Source organism: Verrucomicrobiota bacterium (genome assembly GCA_034440155.1).
In the GTDB taxonomy this organism is placed as follows: domain Bacteria; phylum Verrucomicrobiota; class Verrucomicrobiia; order JAWXBN01; family JAWXBN01; genus JAWXBN01.
Window position 1 is genome coordinate 1 of record JAWXBN010000039.1, and the last position, 11,180, is coordinate 11,180.

Here is an 11,180-nt window from a genome sequence, read left to right on the forward strand (position 1 = left end):
GGAGCTAACCCCTTCCGACAACATAATAAAATTTCAAAAACCCGGCTTGATCCAAGCCGGGTTTTTTATTGCCTTAGGGTCTTGGGCATATTTACAAACAAATTGCTCAACAGAAAATTTTCTTCATTCAAGGACACCGCAGGAGGCGTTTATTTTTTTGCAACGAGTGTCAGACGGGACCAATACCAGATGATTTTACCGTCCTCCGTCGCGAGGTGATAAATACGTTTCACGCTCTCGGGGGCATCCTGCACGAGGGCCAGAACGGCCTTACGGTTCTCCGGACTTGTATTCGCGGTCTGGAAATACCATTCTAGATCAGGTTGTTTAAAAGGGGAAAGCTCTGCCCTCCCGACATCCAATCCAGCATGGGTACACAATATCCGCCACGCGCCTGGGCTCAAGAAACGGTGATGGCTCGGGTCACGGAATTTCTCGACCTGATGAATCCACTCCTCCGCTTCGGGTTCATCATCCTCGACCGATCCGTCGATTAGAATAAAGTATCCGCTCTTTTTTAAGACACGGGCGACCTCGTGGACAAATTGCTCTGGTGAACTGAAATGATGGGCGGCGACCCGGCAAGTGACGAGGTCAAATGATTCATCCGCGTAGGGGAGCTCCTCTGCAGCATGTTGTTTTGTTTGAAGACAAAGTCCGCGTTCCTGAGCGAGTTGTAGCGTGGCGTGGAGCATTCCTTCGCTGAGATCGGCCGCCGTTACCACATAACCGGCCCCGGCTAGATAAAGGGCGGTATGTCCGCCACCCGTGCCGATATCAAGAGCCCTCATTCCTTTGTGGAAGGGAATCCCACGTAAGGCATCTTGCACATCACTGACATTCGATAAAATATGGTTTTTGCCATAATTGGCACTTTGCCGGTCAAATTGTTCTTGGGCTTTTTTCTGGATATTATCGAGGGTGCTCATGGGGGGAAAGTTTAACTCTACTCCCTCCATTTACACCAGCCACAACTTCCACCAAAAGCCCATATCTCAGACCTCACCCATCCGGGAAGGATCAGATAATACAATCAAGAATGATCGTCGTCGGAAGTACCGAATGCCTCGTTGACAAATGTGAAAATCGCCGTGCCCACCCCGACGACTATGAATGTGGAGATCAAACGCCACAAAACCTCACCACGGGTAAAGTCCCAAATCCGGAGGATGCTGACTAGCACGCAGAAAATAACACAACCGGTAATCACATAAAAAGAAACCGCACGAACCAAATGAGGATTCAGGAAACCTTTCGGTTTTTTGGCCTGTTTCTTTTGATTCGGGATGGGAGGCGTGGATGAATCACTCATAATACCCTCTCGTCTACCCGGTTAAAAAACCTTGAGGTCACGATGATCATGGGGGAGTTCTTTCCCCTCGGCAGCTAGTTTCGCGAGGGTTTTCTGTTTCTCCCGCTCGCGCTTGGTCATCCAGTCATCCCAAGATTTTCCGGCAGCCATGTCGGACCCAGTGATCCTGATGTCTTTGAGATTTTTGATAAGATAACGAACCGGCACTGCATTATCCGGAAGGTACACCTCGATAAAAGGTTCAGCAGTTTTGAACTCGCGATTAAAGAGAAATCCTTCAATCGATGTACCATCATTGAAATCAATCGTCACATCACCACGGTAATCAAAGGCTTTATTGGCTATTTCAGAAATTTGTTGTGTTTCCATAAGTGTATCGATTTAGACAGACTGGGGATTAAGCGTGAACTTCACAGTATCCATGAAACCGCGCATCGTACCAAAGGTTTCATCTACGGCACTGGCTTCATAACCGCAGTGAACCATACAATCAGCGCAGTGTTCATTGCCGCTTTTGCGTCCGTAATTTTCCCATTCAGTGGTTTCAATCAATTCTTTGAAGGAGGGAACATAACCTTCCCCGAGCAAATAACAGGGTTTTTGCCATCCAAAGATATTAAAAGTCGGGTTACCCCAAGGTGTGCATTCATATTCACGTTCGCCTTGGAGGAATTTCAAGAAGAGAGGCGACTGGTTAAAGCGCCATCCTTTTTTCGGGTTGTCCAAAATCTTCTGGAAAAGTTCGTGAGTACGGGAACGCTTCAGGAAGTGGGCTTGGTCAGGGGCTTTCTGGTAGCTGTATCCCGGCGACATCATCATTCCTTCGACCCCGAGCTTCATCATTTCATCAAAGAACTCGCGGACACGTTCAGGATTCGCTTCATCAAAAAGTGTGGTATTCGTCGTCACGCGGAATCCGCGTTTGAGCGCTTCTTTAATCCCCTTGATAGCCACGTCGTAAATCCCGTCACGGCATACAGCCATGTCATGTTCTTCTTTGAGCCCATCCATATGAATGCTGAATGTCAGATATTTAGAGGGTTTAAATAGGTCGAGCTTGCTTTTGAGGAGGATCGCATTTGTACAGAGGTAGATATATTTCTTGCGGGCCACGAGGCCTTCCACAATTTGAGGCATCTCGGGATGGAGGAGGGGTTCGCCCCCGGGAATACTGACCATCGGAGCACCACATTCCTCGGCTGCCGACCAGCATTGCTCTGGGGTCAAGCGGCGTTGGAGAATGTGTTCGGGATACTGGATTTTACCACAACCGGCACAAGAGAGATTGCAACGGAAGAGCGGCTCCAACATCATAACGAGTGGGTATTTATCGTTACCGCTGAGTTTTTTACCCAACACGTAACTAGCGACTGTCCAAGCTTGAGAAATAGGTACTGACATAGTTTTATAGAGTTTCTGAATTAAGCTAGTATGTTAACAATCAAAATGAAAATGTCAATCAATTCAGGACTCTTTATGTCCTGTTTTAAATCTATCATTTTCCGTGACTTAAGTATGGTTAATTTCTGTCGTTGTCGAATTCAATATCACTTATTATTCCGTTTGTTTTGATGTGTGTATTAAATCATTTGTAAAAAACAACTTACAACTTTTCTCCGATGTCAGAAGTGCCATGAAAACCTTTAAGAAATCAATCCCCATAAGCGCCCGTATGACAAAAAGCTCTAAGAATTTATTAATCTTTTCTGAGATAAGAGTTAAGCTATGGAGAGCCAAAAACGAAAATCTTAGCTAGGGCGACAGCCCTCATTCACAGCATAACAATAGGGGAGTATCCTGCGCAATTTGCTCGCTACACCTCGAGTTTTTCATGGTGCAGACCGTAGGCGAGGAACTTTGCTAAACGTCTACGCATGAATCCAAACCGGGACAATATCCTCATGGGTAGCGGCGGGACAAATTCCCCGGAGGAATTCAGGGCTTGGGTAATCACCCGCTTCTGCACCATTTCTTGGAATCTCTGGATGGCACGCGTCGAGGGAAAACGCCGTTTTTGGATGGTTTCCAAAGCAATATCGAGTTTATCCCCGGAAACATCTGACTGCCCCTGTAAAAGCGGCACGAGGATATTAGCCGAGCAAATGGCATCTTGAATGGCGTAATTTACCCCGACACCACCGACGGGTGACATGATATGTGCGGCATCACCAATGGCGAGGAACCCGGGCAAATGCCACTTGGGCAAATATCCGGTCTGCACTGCCAGCAGCGATGTCTGGTTCCACTCCTTGAGCTCATCCATCCGGTCAGCGAAAAAGGGGAAAATCGAGAGCAAATTGCGTTTCATTGATTCCATGCCTTCTTCCTTGAGCCCTTTGAATCCGCCCTTGAGGATGACGTAACCCATTTGCCAATAATCACCGCGGTTGATCGCAATAATAAAATTACCCTGCCTGATTTTTATCTCAAGGCCGCCGGGCACTGCGTCTGTATCTTTTTTACTGAGGCGGAACCACAGCACATCCATCGGCGGGGCGGTTTTAATCATTTCCAGACCTGATTTTGTCCGCAAGGTGGAGTTCCGTCCATCAGCAGCGATGACCACACTCGCCAGAATATCGAAAGGTTCCTCGCCTTGGCGTTCTCCTTTAATCCCGGTCACCCGCCCGTTGTTTTTGATCAAATCCGCGGCACGTGTGGACATGAGGAGGCGGACATTCGGATAAGACTGCATCTTTTTCGCCAGCAAATCCAAAAAATGTTCCTGCGGGATCATAGCCACAAAAGGGAAATCCGTCTTTAACCCGGTAAAGTCCGCAATCGTGTATTCCTTGTTCCCGATAGTCATAGAGAGTTTCTCAAGTTTGCCCCGTGAAAAAGCCATGACCTCGTCTGCAATGCCAAACTCTTTCAATACATCAAGGGTCGCGGGATGAACCGTATCACCTCGGAAATCCCGGTCAAAATTCCCGTGTGACTCGAGGATCGTCACATCGACTCCAGCCCTCCCCAGTAACAAAGCCAGCATCATTCCGGCCGGGCCTCCCCCGGCAATCACACATTGAGTTTGGATCGTTTCCCCCATAAGAGAGAGGATTCAAGCACAATACTCACCCTTTACTCCAGAAAAAAATCTTGAACCACTGGCTTGCGAACTGGTCATTTACTTATATCATACTCTGGAACGTGAGAAACACCCCCAGTCCGACATCGCACAAGAAATGGCATGAAAGGAACTTCGTCACAGAAGTCATGCTCCCGGCTCTCTTTACCAAACGCCATGGAAATCAACACAAATTGCGCGACCTCAAGCTCGGAGCCAAAGACGTCGCTATCACGTGGATCGGCCACGCTTCCTTCCTGATTCAAACACAAACGGACAATATCCTCATCGACCCCATTTATGCGAATTGGATCATGGGCATCAAACGTCTCAAAAAGCCGGGGCTCCATATCCGCGACCTGCCCCCGTGCAATCTCGTACTCATCACACATGCCCACTTCGACCACCTGCATCCGCGCACTTTGCGCAAGGTCGCGTGTGGACAACCCATCGTCGTTCCTGAGCACTGCGGTTCTTTGGTCAAGCATTTGAATTTCTGCCAGGTCTATGAGATGCGCTGGTGGGAGACCATCTCCTTTGGTTCTGTCAAGGTGACTTTTACCCCGGCAAAACACTGGGGGGCAAGAACTTTAGTCGATGGCCACCGGGCCTTCGGGGGATTCATGATCGAGTGTAATGGGAGAAAGATTTTTCACAGCGGTGACTCTACTTATTTTGAGGGTTACAAGGAAATCGGAAAAAGACTCCACCCTGATATCGCACTCATGCCCATCGGGTCTTATGAAACCATCAGCGGCCGCGATAATCATATCCGCCCCGAAGATGCCGTTAAGGCCTTTGAAGATACTGGTGCCAAATGGTTTATTCCTATGCACTACGGCACATTCCGCCTCAGCCATGAGCCGATTGAGGAACCCCTCCAGCTCCTTTTTAAAGCCGCCCTCAAACACGCCGTCTCAAGCCGCATCCGTATCCTCGACCCCGGTAAAGCAGAGATTTTTTAAGTCATCATTTTGTATACGGACACATGAGGTCCATTCGAAATTCTGGGGCACCACCCGCAGAAACTACGCAAACCCTCGACCTCGATGGTTCATTCTTTCCCACACACATTCAGCCCTTCCGTTTGCAGGGACAGGTGATACCTGATACATTGTGGGCATGTCAGGACTTGTCGATGCACATTTGGATCACCGGAGGAGCTACGAGGACTTCTATTACGTTTACCCGGTAATCTCCCGCCGTTCCAAAGGTGTGTCGATCGGGGTAAATCTTAACCCGGATAAAGTCTGTAATTTCGACTGTGTTTATTGTGAGGTAGATCGCAAAACCCCGGCCCGTACCAAAACCGTTGATCTGAATATCCTCGAGGCGGAACTCCGCTCCATGATCGGTATCTGGAAAAGTGGGGAACTCTTTCAGAAAGAGCCTTTCTCCTCCGCCCCCGGGAATCTACACCGCCTCAATGACATCGCCCTCAGCGGGGATGGGGAACCCACCAGCCACAGGGAATTTGACCGGGCAGTGGAAATCGTCGTGCGTTTACGCGCGGAGCTTTGTCCTCCCGATTGCAAAATCGTCTTGATCACTGATGCTGCAGGCCTCGACCGTGAAGCCGTCCGCCGCGGACTCACCCTCATGGATCAAAATAACGGGGAGGTCTGGGCTAAACTCGACGCGGGCACGGAGGAATATTACCGCCTCGTGAACCGTTCTTTTGTGTCTTACGACAGAATCCTCAAAAACCTGGAATCCACCGCTAAGGAACGCGCCATCTATATCCAGACACTTTTTATGAATATCAAAGGGCTCCCACCCAGTCCGGAAGAAATCAATGCTTATTGCAAACGCCTCTGCAAATTGCTCTCCCAAGGCGCGCAAATTGCGGGGGTGCAACTCTACACGATCGCACGCCCCACCCCCGAGGTATGGGCCACGGCTTTGGATAAAACCAGCTTACAAAAAATTGCGGAGACCATCCGACAAATAACCGGTTTGCCGGTTGAAGTCTTTAATGGGACAGCCTAACCTCAAGCACAGCGTAAAAAGCACTTTCTGTTTTATCGCCGTATTATTTGAATTTTAAAATCGGATCCCTTATGTCTTTTTCTTTCCAACCCAGCCAAAAGAGAAATATCCTGTGTGTGTTTCCTAAATACTCGCATTCCTTCGGTACATTCAATTACGCCTTTGTCTTGATGGGCCCGGTCAAAGCATTCATGCCCCCCCAAGGCATCCTGCTGATTGCCGCCCTGCTGCCAAAAGAGTGGGAAGTCCGTTTCGTGGATGAAAATGTCAGGCCCACAACTGATCAAGAGTTAAAGTGGGCTGATGCCGTATTCCTCTCCGGCATGCACATCCAGCGCGGCCAGATATCGGACATTAACCGCCGTGCCCATGCTCACGGTAAAATCACCGTCCTGGGCGGGCCCTCTGTTTCTTCCGCCCCGGAGTTCTACCCCGGGATCGACCTTTTACATTGCGGCGAAATCGGGGATGCGACCTTGGAACTTTTTAAGTCATTGGATACTTCAGTGGAGCGCCCGTCCGGACAAATTATTTTCCGCACACTTGAACGCCTCGACATGACGGAATTCCCCACGCCCGCTTACCATCATATCAAGATGTCGAATTACCTACTCGGCAGCATACAGTTTTCCAGTGGGTGTCCCTTTACCTGTGAATTCTGTGATATCCCCGGACTCTACGGACGCAACCCGCGCCTGAAAAAACCGGAACAAATCATTAAGGAACTCGACATTCTCGCGGATGCAGGTGTGCCTTCCGTTTATTTTGTGGATGATAACTTTATCGGAAATCCCAAGGCAGCCCTGGAACTGCTGCCGCACTTGGTGGAATGGCAGAAAAAACGCGATTACACCGTCCTCCTCTCCTGTGAAGCCACCATGAATCTCTCCCAACACACCAAGATCCTTGAGCTCATGCAACAGGCCTTTTTCACCAATGTCTTTTGCGGCATCGAAACCCCCGAGGCTGGGGCTCTCAAAGCCATGAAAAAAATGCAGAACCTGCGCACGCCCATCGAGGAAGCGATTACAACATTTAACTCCTACGGGATCGAAGTCGCCTCCGGGATTATCATGGGTATGGACACCGACACGGAGCGAACCCCCCAAGCCATTATCGATTTTATCCAGGCCACCCACATCCCGATTGCCACGGTCAATATCCTTTACGCCCTTCCCAAAACAGCCCTGTATGACCGGTTATCCGCGGCGAACCGACTCGTCGATGATACGAACCGTGATTCGAATATCGAATTCCTCATGCCCTATGAGACCTTGGTCAAAAACTGGAAACGGGTGATCCACGATATTTATAATGCCGATGCCCTTTATGCCCGGTACGCCTACCAGTCCGCACACACTTTCCCGAACCGGAAAAAGCCGGTCTATCCCTTGAGGCAGCTTAACTGGCGCAATTTGTCCCGGGCACTGGATATCAGTATCAGGATCCTGTGGCACGTCGGCATTAAAAGTCCTTACCGCTCACTCTTCTGGAAAATGGCCAAGTCACAGTTCAAGGCCGGTGCTATTGAAAATATCTTTCAGATCGCCATGGTCGCCCATCACTTGATCACCTACGGGGCGGATTGTGTGAATGGGAAAGTCCAGGCGTCGAATTATTCCTACCGAGCGGTAGAACCTGAAAATAAAAATGAACCGGCAGCACTTTCGGCTGCATAACAAACGAGGATCTTCTTTTATGAAAGCAGTGCAATTTGCAAAATTCGGTGACGCAAGCATGCTCGAGTCCGTCGAAAAAGACAGGCCATCCCTTTCATCCGGCCAAGTCCTGATCCGGGCGGCTTCTGCCGGGCTGAATCCCATTGACTGGAAAACCCGTAAAGGCATGGGCTTCGTCGCCAAACAAATCTCGGACCGTTTGCCGTGGGTGCCGGGATTTGATATCGCCGGGATAATCGAGGAAGTGGCCCCCGATGTCACGGACTTCAAACCCGGTGATCACGTCATGGGCATTTGCGGATTCCAGACGGATGGCGGGGGTTATGCGCAGCTCGTCCGGGCCACAGCCGCCCACATCGTGCATTGCCCCGCAGCTATCGACCTGAAAACTGCCGGGGCCATCCCTCTGGCCGCACTCACCGCGTGGCAAGCACTCTTTCGGACGGGCAATTTGCGCAAGGGCGAAATCGTCTTGATCCATGCCGCTGCCGGGGGTGTCGGCCATTTCGCCGTGCAATTTGCAAAATGGAAAGGGGCCAATATCATCGCGACTGCTTCAGAAAAAAACCGCGACTTCCTAAAGTCTTTCGGGGTAGATGAAGTCATCGATTACAAGAGCCAGAAATTCACTGAGGAATGCGAGAATATCGATTTTATCCTCGACGGTGTCGGCGGACAAATCGGCATCGATTCCCTCAAAGTCCTCCGCCCGGGTGGCACCCTCGTGACCCTGCCCACACTCTCAGCCCCCCAAATCATTGAGGCGGCCAAAGGCACCCACGACATTGTAAAAGGAATGACTATGGAACCCCTGGCCGGCGACCTCGCGGAAATTGCCGCGCTTGTCTCTGAAAAGAAGGTGAAAGTCGATATCGAAAAAGCTTTCACCCTCGAAGAAGCCGTCGAGGCCCATACCCTCCTCGAAAAAGGTTCCGTCCGCGGTAAACTCATCTTTAACCCCTGATACCATCTCGACAGAACCCCAAAATAATCGTAATAAACAGATCATGCACTTGCCCGAGATCCAACACACTCCGATTAACCCGGCAATGATTCATCTCCGGGGGCGGCATGAAAAGGAATTCGTCATCTTTATCCTTAACCGGGCTGGAATGATGCTTCTGCCCATAGGTGAAAAATAGCCATTATGCCTTTTGACCTCGTCTCAGAATATTCGCCCCAAGGTGACCAGCCAAAAGCCATTGAGGCTTTGACCCGCAATATCCTCGACGGGGATAAAAGCCAGGTGCTCATGGGTGTCACCGGTTCGGGAAAGACATTTACTGTCGCTAATGTCATTAAAAACCTCGACCGCCCGACCTTGGTCATCTCGCATAATAAAACCTTGGCCGCCCAGCTTTATTCCGAGTTTAAACAATTTTTCCCGAATAATGCTGTGGAGTATTTTGTCAGTTATTTTGATTATTACCAGCCGGAGGCTTACATCCCGCGCACCGATACCTACATCGAGAAAGATTCCAGTATCAATGAGGAGATCGAGCGCATGCGCCTTTCCACGACGAGTTCGTTGCTTTCCCGCCGCGATGTCATCGTGGTATCGAGTGTGTCCTGCATCTATGGTCTGGGTTCACCCGAAGACTATTATAATATGATTATCCCGGTGGAGATCGGCCAGCGGATCCCGCGTGAGACACTCCTCGGCCGCCTCGTGGATACGATGTATAACCGTAACGACATTAGTTTCACACGGGGAAATTTCCGGGTCCGTGGCGACACTGTCGAGATCGCCTTGGCTTATCAGGAAAATGCCCTGCGGGTGGAATTCTTCGGCGACGAGATCGACCGCATTACCGAATTCGACCCGCTGACAGGCCACTCCATCCTCCAACACCATAAATTTACCATTTTCCCGGCAAAAGCTTATGTGACTCCTGCGGATAAACTCCGCCGGGCCATTACCACTATCGGCGAGGAAATGCACGGGCGGGTGGCGGAATTTGAAAAATATGAAAAACTCCTCGAGGCCCAGCGGATCAAACAGCGGACCATGTACGATATTGAGATGCTCCAGGAAATGGGGTTCTGTAGCGGGATCGAGAATTATTCGCGCCACCTCACCGGGCGCCCGCCGGGTTCGAGGCCTTACACACTTTTTGATTTCTTCCCAAAGGACTATTTGCTCGTGATCGACGAGAGCCACGTCACCGTCCCCCAAATCGGGGGCATGTATGAGGGTGACCGTTCACGCAAAAATGTCCTCGTCGACCACGGTTTCCGCCTCCAAAGCGCCCTCGATAACCGGCCGCTGAATTTTACTGAATTCGAAGCCCATATTAGCCAAGCCCTCTATGTATCCGCTACCCCCGGGATCTATGAGCTCAAAGAAACCGGTGGCCGTGTCGTGGAGCAAATCATCCGTCCGACATTCCTGGTCGATCCTCCCGTGGATATCCGGCCATTGACCGGCCAGATCGACGATGTCATTGCCGAGATCCAGAAAGTCATCCCGCTACAGGAACGCATCCTGATCCTGACCTTGACGAAAAAAACAGCGGAAGACCTGACGGATTACCTCCGCGATGTCGGGGTCCGCGTACGTTATTTACACTCGGAAATCGATACGATTGAACGGGTGGAGATCCTCCGCGCCCTGCGCGAAGGCGCTTTCGATGTACTTGTCGGGATCAATTTGCTGCGCGAAGGTCTCGACCTCCCGGAGGTTTCTCTCGTCGCGGTCCTCGACGCCGACAAGGAAGGATTCCTACGATCAGAAAAATCCCTGATCCAGATTACAGGCCGGGCCGCCCGCCATATCAATGGCCGCGCCATCCTCTACGCCGACAAGGTGACCGACTCCATCAAGGGCTTCATGAAAATCTCCCAGTACCGCAGGGAACGCCAGCTCGCTTATAATAAAGAACATAATATTACCCCCCAAGGGGTCGCCCGCGCCGTCCAGAAAAGTCTGCACACGATCGTCAGAGGCAAAGATGAACCCATCCACGACAAAGATCATAAACTCGATAAAGCCGATCTCATCCGTGAACTCGCCGAGCAAATGATGGAAGCCTCCAAGAATCTCGAATACGAACGCGCCGCCCTCCTCCGCGACCAGATCGACGAACTCAAAAAATCAGATATTATCTCCAGCGAAATCATCCCCCCCGCGGAATAC

Annotated in this window: 11 protein-coding genes; 6 read left to right on the plus strand and 5 right to left on the minus strand. The window is 50.4% G+C overall.

All coding sequences use genetic code 11. The annotated features are described in order from the left end of the window. Positions 1-149: 149 nt before the first annotated feature. The 5 genes from SGI98_03970 to SGI98_03990 form a co-directional block, all read right to left on the minus strand. A complete protein-coding gene (locus tag SGI98_03970; GenBank protein ID MDZ4742558.1) occupies positions 150-929 on the minus strand; it encodes a class I SAM-dependent methyltransferase in 780 nt (259 codons plus the stop codon). A 104-nt stretch (positions 930-1,033) separates the two neighbouring features. Beyond that, on the minus strand, positions 1,034-1,312 hold the full coding sequence (locus SGI98_03975) for a hypothetical protein (GenBank protein ID MDZ4742559.1): 279 nt from the start codon (positions 1,310-1,312) through the stop codon (positions 1,034-1,036). 21 nt (positions 1,313-1,333) lie between these two features. Then, positions 1,334-1,681 carry a hypothetical protein gene (locus SGI98_03980; GenBank protein MDZ4742560.1) on the minus strand — a complete coding sequence of 116 codons (348 nt, stop codon included), beginning with the start codon at positions 1,679-1,681 and terminating at the stop codon, positions 1,334-1,336. A gap of 12 nt (positions 1,682-1,693) precedes the next feature. Next, positions 1,694-2,713 (minus strand): adenosyl-hopene transferase HpnH, encoded by a 1,020-nt coding sequence (gene hpnH, locus SGI98_03985; protein MDZ4742561.1) that lies wholly within the window; start codon positions 2,711-2,713, stop codon positions 1,694-1,696. Positions 2,714-3,125: 412 nt separating this feature from the next. Further along, a complete protein-coding gene (locus tag SGI98_03990; GenBank protein MDZ4742562.1) occupies positions 3,126-4,358 on the minus strand; it encodes an FAD-dependent oxidoreductase in 1,233 nt (410 codons plus the stop codon). A gap of 50 nt (positions 4,359-4,408) precedes the next feature. On the opposite strand from SGI98_03990, the gene SGI98_03995 reads away from it, so the two are divergent. From SGI98_03995 to uvrB, 6 genes are all read left to right on the plus strand, one after another. Next, a complete protein-coding gene (locus tag SGI98_03995) occupies positions 4,409-5,341 on the plus strand; it encodes an MBL fold metallo-hydrolase (protein MDZ4742563.1) in 933 nt (310 codons plus the stop codon). 157 nt (positions 5,342-5,498) lie between these two features. Beyond that, positions 5,499-6,365, plus strand: coding sequence for a radical SAM protein (locus SGI98_04000; protein ID MDZ4742564.1), 867 nt, complete (start codon positions 5,499-5,501; stop codon positions 6,363-6,365). Positions 6,366-6,436: 71 nt separating this feature from the next. After that, positions 6,437-8,044 (plus strand): radical SAM protein, encoded by a 1,608-nt coding sequence (locus SGI98_04005; GenBank protein MDZ4742565.1) that lies wholly within the window; start codon positions 6,437-6,439, stop codon positions 8,042-8,044. Between the two features lie 19 nt (positions 8,045-8,063). Then, complete coding sequence (locus SGI98_04010; protein MDZ4742566.1) at positions 8,064-9,008, plus strand: NADP-dependent oxidoreductase; 945 nt, start codon at positions 8,064-8,066, stop codon at positions 9,006-9,008. A gap of 43 nt (positions 9,009-9,051) precedes the next feature. Beyond that, the gene (locus SGI98_04015) at positions 9,052-9,186 is read left to right on the plus strand and encodes a hypothetical protein (protein MDZ4742567.1); all 135 of its coding nucleotides are present in this window, start codon (positions 9,052-9,054) and stop codon (positions 9,184-9,186) included. A 5-nt stretch (positions 9,187-9,191) separates the two neighbouring features. Further along, positions 9,192-11,180 (plus strand): excinuclease ABC subunit UvrB (uvrB, locus tag SGI98_04020; GenBank protein MDZ4742568.1); only part of this gene is annotated, 1,989 nt, incomplete at its 3' end.

Bases quoted from the DNA above. Each gene is read 5' to 3' on its own strand.
- SGI98_03980 (MDZ4742560.1), bottom strand. From the start codon at position 1,681: ATGGAAACACAACAAATTTCTGAAATAGCCAATAAAGCCTTTGATTAC.
- SGI98_03990 (MDZ4742562.1), bottom strand. From the start codon at position 4,358: ATGGGGGAAACGATCCAAACTCAATGTGTGATTGCCGGGGGAGGCCCG.
- SGI98_04000 (MDZ4742564.1), top strand. From the start codon at position 5,499: ATGTCAGGACTTGTCGATGCACATTTGGATCACCGGAGGAGCTACGAG.
- SGI98_04005 (MDZ4742565.1), top strand. From the start codon at position 6,437: ATGTCTTTTTCTTTCCAACCCAGCCAAAAGAGAAATATCCTGTGTGTG.
- hpnH (MDZ4742561.1), bottom strand. From the start codon at position 2,713: ATGTCAGTACCTATTTCTCAAGCTTGGACAGTCGCTAGTTACGTGTTG.
- SGI98_03970 (MDZ4742558.1), bottom strand. From the start codon at position 929: ATGAGCACCCTCGATAATATCCAGAAAAAAGCCCAAGAACAATTTGAC.
- SGI98_04015 (MDZ4742567.1), top strand. From the start codon at position 9,052: ATGCACTTGCCCGAGATCCAACACACTCCGATTAACCCGGCAATGATT.
- SGI98_03975 (MDZ4742559.1), bottom strand. From the start codon at position 1,312: ATGAGTGATTCATCCACGCCTCCCATCCCGAATCAAAAGAAACAGGCC.
- SGI98_04010 (MDZ4742566.1), top strand. From the start codon at position 8,064: ATGAAAGCAGTGCAATTTGCAAAATTCGGTGACGCAAGCATGCTCGAG.